We start from the raw sequence: 17,343 nt of genomic DNA on the forward strand, positions 1-17,343 counted from the left end.
CGATGTCGCAGATGCCGCAGCCGCCCCAGCTGTCAGCCTGCCCGGCCTGTGATGAGCCGCCGCAGGCAGGGGACAGATACTGCGATCAGTGCGGTGCCGATCTGACGGTGGCGGCCGCGCTGGCAGCGGAGGCCGCACTGTCGGCGGAGGCGATCGCCGGCCGCTCGGAGGCGCATGCCGACCTGCCGGCGCCGCCGCGGGTGAACGGGGCGGCGCGGTCCACCCACCCGGAGCCGGAGCCGGACGACTACGAGTTGGCCGCCCCGACCTCCGGAGGGTACGGCCAGGTGGCCGACCCGCGGGCCACGGCGACGCTCGGCGCGCCCGAGGCACCCGGCGAGTCCGGCATCCACCCGGAGACCAACGCGAGTACGCACACCAGCGCGGCGAGCAGCACGGGCAGCGGGACCGGCATCGGGGCGGACCCCCGGCTGCCCGGCGACGAGCACCGCCCCCGGTGCGCCGCGTGCCAGGAGGGCACCATCGACCAGGACGGATACTGCGAGCGCTGCGGACACGCACAGGCACGGACACGCGACCATATGGAGACCGAGTTGGAGGGAGTCGCGGCGGCCAGCGACCGGGGTCTGCGCCACCACCGCAACGAGGACGCGTTCTCGGTGTCCACCGCCGCGCTGCCCGACGGCTCACCGGTCACGGTCGCCGTGGTGTGCGACGGGGTCTCCTCGGCCACCCGCCCCGACGAAGCCTCGGCCGCCGCGGCCCATGCCGCGAGTCAGGCGCTGCGGGCCTCGCTGCCCCGCGGCGCCCACCCCCAGCAGGCCATGAACGAGGCGATCATCGCCGCCGCCGACGCGGTCAACTCCCTGGCCCTGGACACCGGCGCGGCCGCTCCCCACCACGAGGGGCAGCGCCATCAGAACGCACCGGCGTGCACCATCGTCAGCGCCGTCGTCACCAGCGACATCCTCACCGTCGGCTGGGTCGGGGACAGCCGTGCCTACTGGGTCCCCGACGACCGTGCGACCCCGCCCGCGCGGCTCACCGAGGACGACTCCTGGGCGGCCCAGATGGTGGCCGCGGGGCTGATGTCGGAGGCGGAGGCGTACGCGGACGAGCGCGCCCACGCCATCACCGGCTGGCTCGGGGCGGACGCCTATGAGCTGGAGCCCCACACCGCCTCGTACAAGCCGGACCGGCCGGGCGTCGTGGTGGTGTGCACCGACGGGCTGTGGAACTACGCCGAATCGGCGGAGCAGATGGCCCACGCGGTGCCGCCGGACGCCCGCGCCCGGCCGCTGAACAGCGCGCAGATCCTGGTCGGCTACGCCCTGGACGGCGGCGGCCACGACAACGTAACAGTGGCGATCGTGCCGTTCCCCGCTCTCCCGGGCCGGGCAGGATCCGCCTGACGGTCGCCAAGGAGCGGATGACATGGCCCACTTCTCCACGCCCGATGCGCCGCGGTTCTCGGTCGAGGTCTACCAGAACGAGTACCTCCCCGAGGGAGGCCGCGAGGTGAACGCGATCATCACCGTCACCTCGGCCGGCGGCGGGGCCACGGCAGGGCCGCCGATACCCGCCCATGGTGGATACGAGGACGCTCCGGGCGCGTACGACGGCGCGTCCGGCCAGGGAGGCGCCTCCCCCCGCGCGGCCGTAGTGATCATGGTGGACTGCTCCGGCTCCATGGACTATCCGCCGACGAAGATGCACCACGCACGGGACGCGACCGCCGCCGCGATCGACACCGTGCGCGACGGCGTGGCCTTCTCCGTGGTGTCGGGCACCCACAAGGCGGTCGAGGTCTTCCCCGGAAACGGGCAGTTGGCCATCGCCGATCCGCTCACCCGCGCCCAGGCCAAGGACGCGCTGCGGAGCCTGAGTCCGGGCGGCGGCACCGCGATCGGCACCTGGCTGCTCCAGGCCGACCTGCTGCTCGGCTCCGCCGATGCCGCGATACGGCACGGCATCCTGCTCACCGACGGGCGGAACGAGCACGAGGAGCCGCAGCGGCTGAGGACCGTGCTCGACGCCTGCGCGGGCCGCTTCACCTGCGACGCCCGCGGGGTGGGCACGGACTGGGAGGTCGAGGAGGTCACCGGGATCGCCGCCGCCCTGCTCGGAACGGCGGACATCGTGGCCGACCCCGCCGGGCTCGCCGCGGACTTCACGCGGATGATGGAGACGGCGATGGGCAAGGAGATCGCCGACGTCGGCCTCCGGCTGTGGACCCCCAAGGGCGCCGAGGTGGCGTATGTGAAACAGGTCGCACCGACTGTGGAGGATCTCACCGCCCGGCGCGTCGAGGCCGGTCCGCGCGCGGGCGACTACCCCACCGGGTCCTGGGGCGATGAGTCCCGCGACTACCACCTCTGTGTGCGGGTTCCGGCGGCCGAGGTCGGCCAGGAGATGCTCGCGGCCAGGATCTCCCTGGTCCAGCCGGTGCCCGACGGGGTCGGCAGCCCGCCCAGCCCTCTGGCGCAGGGGCTGGTGCGCGCGGTGTGGACCGATGACCTGGCCGTCTCCACCGCGATGAATGCGCAGGTAGCGCACTATACGGGCCAGGCCGAACTGGCACAGGCCATCAAACAGGGAATGAATGCCCGCAAGTCGGGCGATGCCGAACAAGCGACCGCGAAGCTGGGGCGTGCCGTACAGCTGGCGGCCACATCGGGGAACGAAGACACGGCGAAACTGCTTGCGAAGGTGGTGGACGTGCTCGACGTGGCGGCAGGTACTGTGCGACTGAAGGCGAAGGTCGCGGAGGCGGACGAGATGACACTCGAAACGCGCTCCACCAAGACAGTTCGCGTCAAGAAGTAGCACATAACCAGCACTCACGTAGCTCTTCTCGGCAGAAACGCCAAGAACGCCACAGAGGGGGATCCGACATGCCGACCTGTCCCAACGGCCACCAATCGGCGGCCGACGACTGGTGCGAGGTGTGTGGGCACCGGATGTCGGGGACACCCATGCCCTCCGGCGCCGTCCCGCCACCTCCGCCCATGCCGAATGGCCCCGGTGTTCCCGTACCACCGGGTGGCTACGGGAGTCCGGGGCCGGGCGGCCCACCGCCGCCCGGCGGCGCGGGCGGCTACGGCTATCCGGCACAGCAGCAGGAGCTGTGCCCGCAGTGCCGTACGCCACGTGAGGCGCAGGCCCCGTTCTGTGAGGAGTGCCGCTTCAACTTCCAGACGCACACCCCGTCTCCGTACGGCCCGCCGCAGGGCGGTTACGCGCCGCCGCAGCAGCCGGGGCCGCCACAGCCCGGTCCCGGGGGGCCGCAGGGCCCGCACCCGACACAGGGCGGCGGTCAGCCCTCCGGCTTCGGCGGCGACAGCGACTGGACGCTTCCGCCGCCGCAGGGGGGCGCACCGCACCAGGGCACGCCCCCGCACGGCGCCCCGCAGCAGGGCGCCCCGGGCCACGGCGCGCCCCAGGCCCCGCAGTACGGCTACGGCTACCCCCAGGCCCCGGCGCCTCCGGCCCAGCCGTACGGGAACGAGGCGCCCCCGGCCCAGCCGTACGGGAACGAGGCGCCCCCGGCCCAGCCGTACGGGAACGAGGGGTACGCCCCGCCGCCTCAGCAGCAGGGGCCGGGGCACCAGCCGCCGCAGCAGCAGCACCCCGGTGCCCCGCCGCAGTACCCCGGTCCCCCGCAGCAGCAGCACCCCGGCGGCGCCCAGTTCGGCCAGGGCGGCGCCCCGGCGCAGGCGCCCGGCAACTGGATAGCCGTCGTCGCCCCGGACCGTGAGTACTTCATGGCGATGATGAACCGCAGCGGCCCGGAGGCCGCCGGGCTGAACCTCCCGGCCTACTCCCCCGAGCAGCAGCTGCCGCTCAACGGCCACCAGATCACCATCGGCCGGCGCCGCCACAGCACCGGTGAGGCCCCCGACATCGATCTCGGGCGGCCGCCCGAGGACCCGGGTGTCTCGCACCAGCACGCGCTCCTCGTCCAGCAGCCCGACGGCGTCTGGGCGGTCGTCGACCAGGACTCGACGAACGGCACGACGGTCAATGGCGGCGAGGAGCCGATCCAGCCGTTCGTACCGGTCCCGCTCCGGGACGGCGACCGCGTCCATGTCGGCGCCTGGACGACGATCACGGTGCGCCGGGGCTGAGACCGAAGGGCTCAAGACGGCCGGGAGGGCCCAGCGGCCAGCCGTAGGCGCCCTCCGGGTCGTCCAGCCAGGCCCATTGGCGCTCGCCCCGCACCGTCACCCCGTAGCGCTCCCGCCCCGGCCTGCCCTCGTGCTCCCACAGCGCGAGGGCTTCGACCGGCTCCATATGGCCCGCGGCCACGTTCAGCAGGAAGCGGAAGGAGTCGTCCAGCAGTGGCCGGGACGGCAGCCCGTGGGCGGGCACCTGAGGCGGCGGGCCGCTGCCGCGCAGCGGGACGAAGTACGCGGGTATGGCCAGGAAGTGCCCCTCGGCATGGCGGGCGTCGGCGACTCTCAGGGCGATGAGCCCGGTCGCGAGCGGCGTCAGGATCAGCGCGCCCGGCCGGCACTGACCGAGCCATGCGGACGGGATGGCCGCCACGGCGCAGGTGGCGATGATCCGGTCGTAGAGAGCGTGCAGCGGACAGCCGCGCGCCCCGTCCCCGGTGACGACCGCGGGGCGGAATCCGGCCGCGGCCAGATGGTTGCGGGCGGCCTCGGTGATCTCCGGGTCGAGATCGAGGGTGGTGACGTGGGCGTCGCCGAGCCGATGGGCCAGCAACGCGGCGTTGTAGCCGGTGCCCGCGCCGATCTCCAGCACCCGGTCCCCGTCCCGCACCTGGAGCGCCTGGAGCATCCGCGCCATCAGCGACGGCTGGCTGCTGGAGGTGATCAGCTCGCCGTCGCGCACCCGTGTGGCGAGCGGGGCGTCCGCGTAGGCACCGGCCAGCCAGCGGGCCCGGCGCAGCGGGTGGGGGTCGTCACGCCACAGCCGGCCGTAGCCGACCGTCCCGTGCGCCGCACCCACCTCCCCGGCTCCTGCCGCCCCCGCCGTCTTGGTGCTCGGCGGTGCGGCCGCCGCGGCCGCGTCCCCCGCCTCGTAATAGCAGGGCACGAACAGATGGCGTGGCACCTCTTCGAAGGCCGCCCGCCAGGCGGGGTCGGTGAGTCCGCCGCCCGCCACGATCTCCCGGACCAGCCCGGTTCGCAGCGCCGCGGCCTCCTCGGCGTACCCATCGGCCGCCCGGCCCGCAAGCTTCCGCCGTGATACCCGCTCCGCGGCGTCCGGCGCACTGCGTGTGCTCCCGCCCGTGCTGCCCATGACTCCACTCTCCTGCGCCCGGCCCCCGGCCGCGACCCACGCCCCCTTTTCCAGACGGGGACGTCTGAGAGCATGGAGGCGTGAAAGAGATTCCGCGAGGCACACTTCAGGAGCAGACCTTCTATGAGCAGGTCGGCGGCGAGCAGACCTTCCGGCGTCTGGTCCACCGCTTCTACCAGGGGGTCGCGGAGGACCCGCTGCTCCGGCCGATGTACCCCGAGGAGGACCTGGGACCGGCCGAGGAGCGACTCGCACTCTTCCTGATGCAGTACTGGGGCGGCCCCCGCACCTACAGCGACAACCGCGGCCACCCCCGGCTCCGCATGCGCCACGCCCCCTTCACCGTGAACCGCGCCGCCCATGACGCCTGGCTGCGCCATATGCGCGACGCGGTGGACGAGCTGGAGCTGGCCCCGGAGCTCGAGCGCCAGCTGTGGCACTACCTCACCTACGCCGCCGCCTCCATGATCAACGCGGAGGGCTGACCCGGCAGGTCGCCCCGGAGGGCTGACCTGGCGGGCCGACCTGGCGGGCTGCCCTGGAGGGCTGACCTCGCGGGCGGACCGGCGGGCTCAGGCGGGCGTGACGGACAGCCCGGACAGACCGCCGGACAGGCCCTGCGTACGCACCGCGATCGAACCGTACGGCGTGCGCAGCCGCAGCCAGCCGCCCGCGGCGAGGAGTGCCAGGGGCTCGGGCGCCGCGGTGGCCACGCCGCTCCCGTGGGCGGTGACGGCCGGTGCCGCCGCCCGGACCGGCCGCAGGAAGCCCAGCGACTGGGCGGCGTGCACGGCGCGCAGCGGAAGCCCGGTGTCGCCGAGCGTACGGGACCAGATCTCATGGCCGATGCGGTCGCGCTCGGCGCGCGTACGCGACTCCTCGGGGAGCGCCGCGTCACGGGCCCGGAACTCCGCGACGGCGGCGGCGACCGCCCCTCGTACCTCGTTCACGCCCGGCAGCCCGTTCACCCGGCGCCAGCCGCCGCGTGGCGGCAGCACCCCGGCCCATGGCGGGCCGGTGACGGCCTGCGGCACGGTGACCACCAGGCCCCGGACACCCCGGTCACGGCCCTCGGGCCCGTCGGCGGTCCGCGCCGTGTCCAGCGCGTCCGCGAACTCGCCCGCCGAGACCGTGGTGTCCAGCGCACCCGGCCCGCCCGCCGCCCCGGCCGACGTGGCCGACTCGTCCGACTCGTCCGACTCGTCCGACTCGTCCGACGTGGCCTCGGTGCTGACGATCGCCTCGAGCCGCGCCGTACGGATCGCGAGGACCTCGAAGGACGGCGGCCGGCCGAAGACGGCGAGCACACCGGCGCCCGCCTGCAGCCGCACCGCCGCCGCCCGGTCGTAGTGGATCAGCCGGGCGAGGAAGGCGGCGAGATCGGCCGCCTCCCCGGCGTCGGCGAAGTGGAGCTCCTGGTTGGAGGCCGTCATACCGAGACGGCCCCCTCCGCCTCCGCCCGTTCGGAGCCATCGGCGGATCCGGCGGGCTTCGTGGCTGCCTCGGACGCCTTCTTGGCGGCGCGCTTCTTCACCGGGTCCGGCTCCAGGTACTCGGTCAGGAACTTCTCCTCTTCCGGGGTGACCCGGCGCGGGCGGCCCTGGTCGAGGTCGTAGGGCACGATGCGGGTGGCGGCACGCACATACAGGGCGTCCTCGTCCTTGATCTCATAGCGCAGGGTGAGATACGCGGCCTTGATCTCCGTCACCCAGGTCTCGATCGTCACCGGACGGTGCCGGTGGACGAGGGGCCTCAGATAGTCGATCTCGTGCCGGGCCACGACCACGCCGCCGGTGAACGCGTTACTCCCGTTCCCCGGCGCCAGCCGCCACATGAAGTCGACCCGGGCCTCCTCCAGATAGCGGAGGAAGGTCACGTTGTTGACGTGGCCGAACGCGTCCATGTCGGACCAGCGCAGAGGACAGGAGTAGATATGGCGTGCCATCCACTCAGCCCCGGGTCAGCTTCTTGTAGGTGGCGCGGTGCGGACGGGCCGCGTCCGGGCCGAGCCGCTCGACCTTGTTCTTCTCGTACGACTCGAAGTTGCCCTCGAACCAGAACCACTTGGATTCGCCCTCGTACGCCAGGATGTGCGTGGCGACGCGGTCGAGGAACCAGCGGTCGTGGGAGACGACCACGGCGCAGCCGGGGAAGTCGAGCAGCGCGTTCTCCAGCGAGGAGAGGGTCTCCACGTCGAGGTCGTTGGTGGGCTCGTCGAGGAGCAGCAGGTTGCCGCCCTGCTTGAGGGTGAGCGCGAGGTTGAGGCGGTTGCGCTCACCGCCCGAGAGCACTCCGGCCGGCTTCTGCTGGTCCGGGCCCTTGAAGCCGAAGGCGGAGACATAGGCGCGGGAGGGCATCTCGACCTGGCCGACGTTGATGTAGTCGAGCTCGTCGGAGACGACCGCCCACAGCGTCTTCTTGGGGTCGATGTTGGCACGGCTCTGGTCGACGTAGGAGATCTTGACGGTATCGCCGACCTTGATGCTGCCCGCGTCGGCGGTCTCCAGGCCCTGGATCATCTTGAACAGCGTGGTCTTACCGGCGCCGTTGGGGCCGATGACACCGACGATGCCGTTCCGCGGGAGGGTGAAGGAGAGGTCGTCGATCAGGACCTTCTCGCCGAACGCCTTGGAGAGGTTCTCCACCTCGACCACGACACTGCCCAGGCGCGGGCCCGGCGGGATCTGGATCTCCTCGAAGTCCAGCTTCCGGGTCTTCTCGGCCTCGGCGGCCATCTCCTCGTAACGGGTCAGCCGGGCCCGGGACTTGGCCTGGCGGCCCTTGGCGTTGGAGCGGACCCAGTCCAGCTCTTCCTTGAGGCGCTTGGCGCGCTTGGCGTCCTTCTGGCCCTCGACCTTCAGACGGGCCTGCTTCTTCTCCAGGTAGGTGGAGTAGTTGCCCTCGTAGCCGATGGCGCGGCCGCGGTCGAGCTCCAGGATCCACTCGGCGACGTTGTCCAGGAAGTACCGGTCGTGGGTGATGGCCACGACGGTGCCCGCGTACTTGGCGAGGTGCTGCTCCAGCCAGTTGACGGACTCGGCGTCGAGGTGGTTGGTGGGCTCGTCCAGCAGCAGCAGGTCGGGGGCCTCCAGCAGCAGCTTGCAGAGCGCGACGCGGCGCTTCTCACCGCCGGAGAGGGTGGTGACCGGCCAGTCGCCGGGCGGGCAGCCGAGGGCGTCCATGGCCTGCTCGAGCTGGGCGTCCAGGTCCCAGGCGCCCGAGTGGTCCAGGTCCTCCTGGAGCTTGCCCATCTCCTCGAGCAGCTGGTCGCTGTAGTCGGTCGCCATCTGCTCGGCGATCTCGTTGAAGCGGTCCAGCTTGCCCTTGGTGACCGCCACGCCGTCCTGGACGTTCTCCAGCACGGTCTTGGACTCGTCCAGCGGGGGCTCCTGGAGCAGGATGCCGACGCTGTAGCCGGGCGAGAGGAAGGCGTCACCATTGGACGGCTGCTCCAGGCCGGCCATGATCTTCAGCACCGTCGACTTACCGGCGCCGTTGGGGCCCACGACACCGATTTTCGCGCCGGGCAGAAAGCTCAGCGTGACATCGTCGAGGATCACCTTGTCGCCGTGCGCCTTGCGCGTCTTGCGCATGGTGTAGATGAACTCAGCCAAGAGAAACCGTCCGGCAATCTGGTAGGTATCGAGGTGCGGCTCCGCCGCGGGGTCCGTATCCGTGGCGGCTCCACCGCGTGAGGGTAGATACAGCCATCTTGCCGTACAGCCCGCCCGAGGCGGAAACCCGTTTGGTCCGGCGTGCGGCCTGGGTCCGGCATTCGCCGTCCCCCCGGCGACACGAAGGGCCGGAGCCTCCATGAGGCTCCGGCCCTCCATCACCGCGTTCTTCGATGATCACCACATCCGGTGACCGTCGCTTCACTCAGCGATCACTGCTGCCCTGGCGTCGCCGCCCTGGCGTTCACTCGCCCGCGGTCGCCTTCTTCTTACGGACGAAGAAGATCGCGCCGCCGCCGACCACGACCAGCGCCACGGCGATGCCCGCGATCATCGGGGTGTTGCTGCTGCTACCGGTCTCGGCGAGGTCGCCACCGGAGGTGTCACCACCGGTGCTGCCACCGGCCGACGCGGGGCTCGGCTGCGAGGAGGGGGTGTCGCTGCTGCCGCCGCTGCTGGAGGTCTTGCAGTCGAGAACGCCGGAGAAGGTCTTCTCGAAGCCGTTCGGACCGGAGATGGTGAACTTGTAGCTCTGGTCCTCCTTCACCGGGGCGGTGACGGTCTTCGACTGACCCGCCTCGACCGTGTACTTCTGGCCCAGCAGCTCGAAGGTGAACGCCTCGTCGCCCTTGTTGGTGGCCGTGATGTCCACGCCGCCCTTGGCGCAGTCCTTCTCGGCGGAGACCGCCGGGACCGCGCCCTTCTTCGCCCAGTTCGCGGTGGCGGTGGCGGAGACGGTGCTCTCGCTGGAGCCGGCCAGGATCTGCGTCTGGCTCTTGGTGGCGCTGGCGAACGCGCGGCCCACCGGAACCTTGGTGGCGGCCTGGGCGGTCAGCGTGGCGGAGCCGTCCGACGCGCCCTTCGGGACGTCGAAGTACACCTCGCCGCCGTCGGCGGCGCTGGTGATGGTCTTGCCGCTCTTGTCGACCAGCTTGACGCCGCCGCCCGCGGACTCGGAGCCCGGGGCCAGGGTGACGCTGTCGGCGTTGGTGTGGACCTTGACCGGGCCGAGCCGCTCACCGGCCTTGCCGGAGACGGCCGGCGGGTCCAGGCTCAGCGACGCCTTGGGCTCCTGGAGGTTCTGCGCGTTCTTCTCCAGGTAGTCGGCCAGCTTCTCGGCCTGCGGGTCGGCCGCGTCCACCTTCGCGTTGTCGGAGAAGCGCCAGATGGCGACCTGCGTCCCCGCGGCGGCGGTCTTCTCGGTGAGGGGACCGGTGCCCGCCGTCTTCGCCAGCGCGCCGAGGTCGTTCACCTGCGGGTAGGAGTTCTGCAGAACCCAGTTGATCTTGCCCGCGTTGGGGTTGTTCGCCAGGGACGTCTCGGCCCAGGACTTCTCCTCGTACTTCGCCTTGCTCTGCGTCGGGTTGTGCAGATCAATGCAGTACGTCTGGATGGAACCGCCATTGTCGACCGACATCTCGAAGAGACCGGCGCCGACCTGCTGATCCTTGCCGTTGTCGTGAATGACGGCCTTGTCGAACGTCTTGAGACCGCCCAGCGTGGCGGTCGCGCCGCCCCGGCTCGGGGGCGCGTCATCGGCGGCGGCGGTGCCTGCGGTGGCCATCGCGCCCGCAGCGACCAGACCGGACGCCAGAACGGCGGCCGCAAGGCGGGCAGCGCCCCGCCTCCTTACAGAAATCATGGTTTCCCCTCCGGGCGAGCGCCAGTCAGTTGGTGCGCCTCGCCAGCGAACTCAAAACTCAGGAACCCCCGTTGGGCACGCAGGGATCCTAGGGAGAAAGGAACCGATCGTTCCCCGGGAATACCTAGACCCAACCGATCCGAATCGGAATCGTTATCTAATCCCCGGATCCCATATGACCTGGGATTATCGACAAATCTCCCGCGGTCACGGCCATTCACGGGGAAGTTGCCCCGGTCGGCGTGTTTAGAAGTGGTTTGGCCTGCGAAACCCGACGAAATGCGGATGTACCCCGCGTGAGATCGTGTCCGACCGCCACCGCGTCGATCTCCGCGGTGACCCAGCGCCTGGGCTGATGCGCCCCACCACCGGAATCCCCACCCGGGGCCGGAGGAGCGGCCGCACCTCCCTCGCCCCCTCCCCCTTCTCCCTGAAGCGGCCGGTCCCTCTCCCGCTCTCGCTCCCGGTCCCATTCGCGCTCCCGCACCCGCAACGTCCCATGGACGACGAGAGGTTCACCGAGCGATACCGACCCGGCGACATTCGCGGCGAGCGACCGCCACGTCCAGACCGTGTAGAAACTCGTGTACGCGTCCGCCCACGCGTCCCGCCCCCGGTCCCAGCGGCGCACCGTCACCGCCAGCCGGAACCGGGCCACCGCGACACCCGCCGCCGTCTCCCAGAAGTCCGGCCGCGTCGCGGCATTCCCCACCATGGTCACCCAGCTCTCGTTCACCGGCCACGCCTCCCCCATCACTTCGCGGCTCTGTCATGCCGCTCGTGGACCATGCTGCCCGGCATCACGAAACTCCGCCGGGGCCTGTGCACGACCCCGCGTTTGTGGACAACTCGGCCACCCGGACGAGTGACCACCCGTCACGCCGCGGCCCGTCAGACCGGCGCCCGTCATGCCCCGGCCGCCAGACCCGGCCCTCAAACCCGGCCCTCAGACCCCCGCCCGTTATGCCCCGGCCCTCAGACCCCACCCGACACGCCGAGCGAGCCCCTCACGCCCCGCCCGCCGCGACCACGTACTGCGCCCGTACCTCCCCGTACCGCGCCAGCTCCGTCTCCACCGGCTCCAGCACCCGTCTGCGCCCGCACTCGGCCGCCGCCTCCCGCAGGCGGCCCTCCACCGACCGGCCGTGGCGTCGGGCGGGTCCCCGCGCGGCCGCCCGGGAGCCCCACGCCAGCGTCGGGCCGACCACCGCGCCGCCCAGCACCAGCAGCGCCGGCATCCACCACTCCGGCCCGCCGAACACCCCGGCCATGGCCCCCAACAGCCACAGCACCCCCATCACTTGCACCAGCAGCACGGTCACCTGAGCCGCCGCCACCATCGACCACCACACCGGCCGGACCGGCCGCCGGTGCGCCGTCTCGGCCGCCACCGCCTCGTCGACCGCCTCCGCCAGCCCTCTGCCGCCCCACCCGGCCGCCTCCCGGACGGCCTGGGCCCATGGACCGGGCAGTCCGGCCGTCGCCTCGTCCCCGAGCGTCCGTACCGCCTCCTCCACCGCGGGGCGCGCCGTGACCGCCTCCACCGCCAGCGTGCGCGCCCGCGCGCCCGGGATCTCCGTCCACTCCCCGGCTCCAGGGGCCCGCGAGCCCCGAGAGCCGCCTTGAGGGCCCCCTGAGGCGCGGCCCTTCCTCCTCCGCAGCCGCCCCCAGGGCGTTCCGCACGCCCACTCCGCGTCCCTCAATCTGGCGCGCTCGGCCGCCTTCCCGGCCGCGCCCGCGCCCGCCGCCTCGGCCAGCCGGTCCTCGAACTCCGCCCGCGCCCGCTCGGTGAGCCCGACCGGCCCGCTGTCCGCCACATACTGCGGCCGCAGCCGCGTCATCGTGCCGTCCACGTCCGCCGACAGCCGACGCTCGGCCGCCCCGCACTCGGCCGTGAGCCGCGCGAGCGTCTCCCGGAGCTCCCCGACGCCCTCGCCGGTCAGCGCGGACAGGGCCAGCACGGCCGCCCCCGGCTCCCCGTGCTCCCCGAGCGCGAGCCCGTCCTCGTCCAGCAGCCGCCGCAGATCGTCCAGAACCTGGTCCGCGGCCTCGCCCGGGAGCCGGTCCACCTGGTTGAGCACGACGAAGGTCACCTCGGCATAGCCCGCGAGTGGCCGCAGATAGCGCTCATGGAGGACCGCGTCCGCGTACTTCTCGGGGTCCACCACCCACACCACCGCGTCCACGAGACCCAGCAGCCGGTCCACCCGCTCCCGGTGGCCCGGGGCGGCCGAGTCGTGGTCGGGCAGGTCGAGCAGGACCAGGCCGCGCAGCGCGGGGTCGTACGGATAGCCCGGGTTGCGCCGGTCCACAGCCGGGATGCCGAGCCGGTCCAGCAGGCCGTCGGCGTGGTCGGTCCACGCGCAGGCGAGGGGCGTGGCGGTGGTCGGGCGGCGGATCCCGGTCTCGGAGAGGGAGGCTCCGGCGAGGGCGTTGAACAGTGTCGACTTACCGCTTCCGGTGGCCCCGGCGACGGCGACCACGGTGTGCCCGTAAGGATGCCGTCCCCGCGCGTCCGCCTCGTCGAGCACCCGCGCGGCCCCGGCGAGCGTGCGCCCCTCGAGCCGGGACCGGGACAGCCCGACGAGCTGGCGCAGGGCCTCCAGACGGGGCCGCAGGGTGCCCGTGGCGAAGCTGCGGACGCCGGCCTGGTACACGGCGTACGGAGGGCCGCCGAAGGACCGTCGCCCGGCCTCCTCCTCCGGGAAGTAGCCCCTCGCGGCGCGGGGGATGTCCGGTGCGGCCGCCTCCACCGCCCCCTGGTCCATCGCACGGGCCGGGCGGTGCGCCGCACGCCCGGCGGCCCGGCGGTGCGCCCGCCGGGCGATCAGGCCGTCGTCCCAGGAGTGGCGGCCCCCCGCCGCCCGGTCTCCCCCGCCGCCCCCGCCGTCCTCGTTGCCGCCGTTGCCCTCCGTGGCCGTCACCTAAGGTCACCTCTCCTTCTGCAGTACGGACAGCGCGGCGATCAGTTCGACCTGGTGTTCCGGGGAGATGTCCAGGGCGTCCAGAGGGGCGAGCCTGCGGTCGCGCTCCGCCCGCATCGCGCGGGTGACACAGCCGTCGAGCAGCCGTCCGCCGCGGTCGCCCAGGCGCAGCGCCGCATGCGCGCCCAGGGTCTCGGCGAGCTTCTCGCCCGCCTTACGGGCGCGGCGTCCGCCCAGGAGGGACGCGGCGAGCAGGGCGGCGATCTCCTCGGGCACGCAGCTGCCCCCGCGTTCGGCGATCCGGACCCGGGCCTCCTCCTCGGCCAGCTCCTCGGCGCAGCGCCGCCAGTGCCGTACGGACACGCCGATCCGCTCGGCGGCGCCGCGCGCGTCGCACGGGGCGAGTCCGACCCGCGCGGCCGGGTCCTGCCTCCCGGCCTCCGCGACCCGTTCGTCAGCGGTGGCGGCCGCGCTGCGCAGCAGGGTGGCCAGGGAGTCGGTGAGAGCCGTAAGGAGCTCATCGGGGGCGCTGCCGTGCGGCAGCCCGTGCCAGTGGGTGAGCGCACCGCCCGCGAGCGCCGCCCCCTGCGCGATCTCGCGCCGCACCCGCTCCCCGGCCTCCCCGTACGCGCCCTCCACCCGCTGGATCAGCCGCACCGCGGCCGCGTGCTGCGCCGCCGCGGCCCCGGCCAGCGCGGGCATCCGGGCGCGCAGCGAGGCGAGCGTCCCGGCGGCCGTACGGGCGGCGGCGGCCGTACGGGCGTACGGATCCTGTGCGTGCTGGGTGAGCCAGGCCCGCAGGGCCGCGACGGCGGTGGCCGGGAGCAGCCCACTGCCACCGCCCGCGGATTCCGGGAGCTCGGGGATGGTGAAGCGCGGGACATCGCCGAGCCCGGCCGCCGTAAGGAGCCCGGCGTACTGCCGCGAGACCTCGGCGGCCAGCTGGTGCGGCACCCGGTCGAGGACGGTGACGAGGGTGACGTCGTACTCCTTGGCGGTCCGCAGCAGATGCCAGGGGACGGCGTCGCCGTAACGGGTGGCGGTGGTGACGAGCACCCAGATGTCGGCGGCGCAGATCAGTTCCGCGGCCAGGTCGCGGTTCCGCGCGACCAGCGAGTCGATGTCGGGCGCGTCGAGCAGTGCGAGCCCCCGTGCCAGCCCCGGGTCGGTCTCCACCCGCAGCGCGGCCGGCCCCTCCTGCGCCCGCCCCTCCTCGTCGTACGCGCTCTCCGCCCGCTCCCCCTGCGCCGGCACCCACACCCGGGTGAGCCGCGGCAGCACCCGCTGCCCGGCGAACCAGGGGCGGTCGTCGGGGTGGCACACCAGCACCGGCGTACGCGTTGTGGGCCGCAACACACCGGCCTCGGTGACTCGTCGGCCGACCAGCGAATTGACGAGGGTGGACTTGCCCGCGCCCGTCGATCCCCCGATTACCGCCAGCAGGGGCGCTTCGGGGGCGCGCAACCGGGGCACGAGGTAGTCGTCCAGTTGAGCGAGCAGCTCGGCACGGCTACGGCGAGCGCGGTCGGCGCCGGGAAGGGGGAGCGGAAACCGAGCGGCGTCGACACGGTCACGCAGTGAGGTCAGCGCGTCGAGCAGCCGGGGCCGTACGTCCAAGATCGCCACATGATGAAGAATGCCCGCTTTTGGTGTCTTTTTGAAGCGTATGCTCACTCGTGCGCGTCAAAGAGACCCACCCGGATCACCCCAAAAGGAGCACGAGGCGGACGTGACGACAGGGGCGCGGGCATAACGAGTGCACAACACCCGTTCCTTGAGGCGTGAAAAACGATGCAAGTTTCGGACCTGCCTGCGATTATCAGACCGCTTCACCGAACCTCCACAACGTGCCACGGAGGTGAAGCAACCGGGGCGAGGTGCAAGGAGCCCTATCCTTGTCCCGGCAAGGTCACGGTCCGTCGAGCCCGGCCACCCGCACCACGGCCGCCCCGCCGGCCCCGCAGGCACCGGGGGCTCACCCGCTCCATGACCACCACCGGCCCCCGTAGCTCAGTGGATAGAGCAGGCGCCTTCTAAGCGCTTGGCCGCAGGTTCGAGTCCTGCCGGGGGCGCAAACACTTCCTCACCCGCGGAGACACCTGTGAGGCTCTCCCATGTTCGGAAGCACATCGCTCATGGGCCAAGCGCTCTGCGTCCAGCCATGGGGCTCGGGATCCGCGCCGCACAGGGTTCACCGGTCGGCGTAGCTCAGCCAGACACCGGAAAGCCGACTGTGCGCCGCCGCACACGGACAGCGTTCACAAGAGTGCATTCTCAAGAGATTGATTGTTGGGTGTGAGACCCATGTGCCATCCTCAGGCTCGTGAGTGCTGAGGATCTGCGATACGAACGTGATCGGAAGACGTCGGCGCTGGCCGCCATCGCCATCCAGCAGCAGGTGATCCGAGGGCTGGAGGAGGACATACGCAGAGAGCGGGAAAAGCTCGCCGAACTCGTGTCCGCGGCCACCACCGGAACGCCCGGCAGCCCGATCCCCTACGGCCGTGTCGAGCATGTCGCACGCCTTCTCGGCGTCAAACGCGACCGTATCGCCAAGATCCGCGCCGCGGTCCGCAGGAGTCGGACCGGAAGGACACCACAACCATCCGAGCCGGCAACCGCCGTGCCGCCCCCACTCCACACTGCCGCCTGACCGGCGAGCCGAAGGGAATCCCACCGCCCATGTCCACCGCACCCCAAGGCGGGATGACGGTCCCGCCCATGCCCGAGCGGACTCCGAAGTCCCTGCGCGCCGCCATCGCCCAGCATGCGCCGCAACTCCTCGTGGACTTCGACCGGCATTGGCGCCGCGACATCGCCGACGCCTACGACCTTGCCCCCGTCCCCGCCTTCATGGCCCGCTGGTGGGGCGAGTATGCCCTCGCCCGTAACCCGGAACTTGAAGCCAGGGTCCATCGCCTGGAGGACGAGGCCGCCCAGGAGAGCGACTACGCGCGCGCCAAGGCGATGATCGAGGATGCCGGGCGCATCCGCCGGGCAGCTGCGAAGGCGGAGCCCGGCCAGTGACGGACGGCTTCATGGGGCCGCCCTGGCAAGCCGACTGGACCACGGAAGCCGAGGACAACAGGAACGCCCTCCCTGACCAGGCCCGTGCCCTGGTGGATGCCGCCCGCGCCGAACTCGTGACCCGCAGATCGTGATCGACGAATGCTTCTGGCAGTGAGTCTCCCGCTCTGGAGCCATTGGTTCGAGCAGGAGACGTACTGTTGGTCGAGTTCTTCAGCGTGTTCAGTGGCGATCGTCAAGCGCAGCATCTCCGGGTCAGCCGGCTGTCTGCGAGAGCCCGGCGAGTACGACGTCGATGGCGCGGTCCAGTGTTTCGGGGCGCGTCTGCATCGTCGCTGATGCCTGCGCAAGCCCCCGGATGAGGAGGTAGACCTCCTCGACGGTGACCGAGGGCCGGACCGCGTCGGCATCCTGCGCCCCCCGCAGGATGTCGCTGACGACGGCTTTCAAGCGGTCCGATGCGGCGGCTGCGTTGCCCGGAACGTGCTGGCGGCCCGTCAGGGTCGAGGCGAGGGTCAGCTTCGTGGCGCCGGTTTCGATCATCGTCCGCACCAGGGTGCGGAAGGCAGTGGCGGGGTCCGTGTCGGTGGCGAGTGCGCCAGCGCGTTGGATGAGTTGGTCGAAATGTCGCAGCAGTGCTGCCTCGATCAGCTCCTCCTTGGTCGGAAAGTGGCGAAAGACTGTGGCGATGCCGACACCGGCTCGCCTGGCCACCTCTTCGGTCGACCCAGCGGCTCCTTGTGTACCGAAAACCGCCTCGGCCTCGGCCAGGATCCGTTCCCGGTTCTCCCGTGCGTCCTGTCGCATGCCCGCATCCTCCCCGCTGACGCCCGACACGGACTTTAGC

The 17,343-nt window shown here is 72.1% G+C and carries 16 protein-coding genes and 1 tRNA gene; 8 read left to right on the forward strand and 9 right to left on the reverse strand.

What is annotated here, in order from left to right; translation table 11 throughout:
* The first annotated feature begins 2 nt into the window (after positions 1 to 2).
* The 3 genes from J2Z30_RS30980 to J2Z30_RS30990 all read left to right on the forward strand — a co-directional run bounded on the left by J2Z30_RS30980 (position 3) and on the right by J2Z30_RS30990 (position 4,088).
* Complete coding sequence (locus J2Z30_RS30980; protein WP_044575146.1) at positions 3 to 1,373, forward strand: PP2C family protein-serine/threonine phosphatase; 1,371 nt, start codon at positions 3 to 5, stop codon at positions 1,371 to 1,373.
* 22 nt (positions 1,374 to 1,395) lie between these two features.
* Positions 1,396 to 2,787, forward strand: a complete 1,392-nt coding sequence (locus J2Z30_RS30985; protein WP_044575144.1) for a vWA domain-containing protein — start codon at positions 1,396 to 1,398, stop codon at positions 2,785 to 2,787.
* A 68-nt stretch (positions 2,788 to 2,855) separates the two neighbouring features.
* Entirely contained in the window at positions 2,856 to 4,088 is a 1,233-nt protein-coding gene (locus J2Z30_RS30990; RefSeq protein ID WP_209468910.1) for an FHA domain-containing protein, read from the forward strand.
* Here the strand turns inward: J2Z30_RS30990 and J2Z30_RS30995 are convergent.
* Entirely contained in the window at positions 4,069 to 5,229 is a 1,161-nt protein-coding gene (locus J2Z30_RS30995) for a methyltransferase domain-containing protein (RefSeq protein ID WP_078956881.1), read from the reverse strand. The two genes, J2Z30_RS30990 and J2Z30_RS30995, sit on opposite strands and share 20 nt — an antisense overlap.
* Positions 5,230 to 5,309: 80 nt before the next feature.
* Here J2Z30_RS30995 and J2Z30_RS31000 point away from each other — a divergent pair, with 80 nt between their 5' ends.
* A complete protein-coding gene (locus J2Z30_RS31000; RefSeq protein ID WP_044575135.1) occupies positions 5,310 to 5,714 on the forward strand; it encodes a globin in 405 nt (134 codons plus the stop codon).
* A gap of 87 nt (positions 5,715 to 5,801) precedes the next feature.
* Here the strand turns inward: J2Z30_RS31000 and J2Z30_RS31005 are convergent, their stop codons facing one another.
* The 7 genes from J2Z30_RS31005 to J2Z30_RS31035 all read right to left on the reverse strand — a co-directional run bounded on the left by J2Z30_RS31005 (position 5,802) and on the right by J2Z30_RS31035 (position 15,086).
* Positions 5,802 to 6,662 carry a DUF8185 domain-containing protein gene (locus tag J2Z30_RS31005; protein WP_044575132.1) on the reverse strand — a complete coding sequence of 287 codons (861 nt, stop codon included), beginning with the start codon at positions 6,660 to 6,662 and terminating at the stop codon, positions 5,802 to 5,804.
* Positions 6,659 to 7,174, reverse strand: coding sequence for an acyl-CoA thioesterase (locus tag J2Z30_RS31010; protein ID WP_044575129.1), 516 nt, complete (start codon positions 7,172 to 7,174; stop codon positions 6,659 to 6,661). Before J2Z30_RS31010 ends, J2Z30_RS31005 begins: the two co-directional genes overlap by 4 nt.
* Positions 7,175 to 7,178: 4 nt before the next feature.
* Positions 7,179 to 8,843: an energy-dependent translational throttle protein EttA gene (gene ettA, locus J2Z30_RS31015; RefSeq protein ID WP_044575126.1), complete on the reverse strand. Its 1,665-nt coding sequence runs from the start codon at positions 8,841 to 8,843 to the stop codon at positions 7,179 to 7,181.
* A 304-nt stretch (positions 8,844 to 9,147) separates the two neighbouring features.
* Positions 9,148 to 10,545, reverse strand: a complete 1,398-nt coding sequence (locus J2Z30_RS31020) for a Cys-Gln thioester bond-forming surface protein (protein WP_078956880.1) — start codon at positions 10,543 to 10,545, stop codon at positions 9,148 to 9,150.
* Positions 10,546 to 10,762: 217 nt separating this feature from the next.
* Complete coding sequence (locus J2Z30_RS31025; RefSeq protein ID WP_245388619.1) at positions 10,763 to 11,299, reverse strand: single-stranded DNA-binding protein; 537 nt, start codon at positions 11,297 to 11,299, stop codon at positions 10,763 to 10,765.
* 253 nt (positions 11,300 to 11,552) lie between these two features.
* A complete protein-coding gene (locus tag J2Z30_RS31030) occupies positions 11,553 to 13,469 on the reverse strand; it encodes a GTPase (RefSeq protein ID WP_044575123.1) in 1,917 nt (638 codons plus the stop codon).
* A gap of 6 nt (positions 13,470 to 13,475) precedes the next feature.
* A complete protein-coding gene (locus tag J2Z30_RS31035; RefSeq protein ID WP_044581922.1) occupies positions 13,476 to 15,086 on the reverse strand; it encodes a dynamin family protein in 1,611 nt (536 codons plus the stop codon).
* A gap of 382 nt (positions 15,087 to 15,468) precedes the next feature.
* Between J2Z30_RS31035 and J2Z30_RS31040 the strand changes: the two genes are divergently transcribed.
* The 4 genes from J2Z30_RS31040 to J2Z30_RS31055 all read left to right on the forward strand — a co-directional run bounded on the left by J2Z30_RS31040 (position 15,469) and on the right by J2Z30_RS31055 (position 16,630).
* A tRNA-Arg gene (locus J2Z30_RS31040) sits at positions 15,469 to 15,541 on the forward strand.
* Positions 15,542 to 15,792: 251 nt separating this feature from the next.
* The gene (locus J2Z30_RS31045; RefSeq protein ID WP_044575120.1) at positions 15,793 to 16,122 is read left to right on the forward strand and encodes a hypothetical protein; all 330 of its coding nucleotides are present in this window, start codon (positions 15,793 to 15,795) and stop codon (positions 16,120 to 16,122) included.
* 29 nt (positions 16,123 to 16,151) lie between these two features.
* Positions 16,152 to 16,496, forward strand: a complete 345-nt coding sequence (locus J2Z30_RS31050; RefSeq protein ID WP_044575117.1) for a DUF6247 family protein — start codon at positions 16,152 to 16,154, stop codon at positions 16,494 to 16,496.
* Positions 16,493 to 16,630 (forward strand): hypothetical protein, encoded by a 138-nt coding sequence (locus tag J2Z30_RS31055; protein WP_209468911.1) that lies wholly within the window; start codon positions 16,493 to 16,495, stop codon positions 16,628 to 16,630. Before J2Z30_RS31050 ends, J2Z30_RS31055 begins: the two co-directional genes overlap by 4 nt.
* A gap of 121 nt (positions 16,631 to 16,751) precedes the next feature.
* On the opposite strand, the gene J2Z30_RS31060 is transcribed toward J2Z30_RS31055, so the two are convergent.
* Complete coding sequence (locus J2Z30_RS31060; protein WP_044575114.1) at positions 16,752 to 17,303, reverse strand: TetR/AcrR family transcriptional regulator; 552 nt, start codon at positions 17,301 to 17,303, stop codon at positions 16,752 to 16,754.
* Positions 17,304 to 17,343 lie beyond the last annotated feature (40 nt).

This window comes from Streptomyces iranensis (assembly GCF_017874715.1).
Classification (GTDB): Bacteria; Actinomycetota; Actinomycetes; order Streptomycetales; family Streptomycetaceae; genus Streptomyces; species Streptomyces iranensis.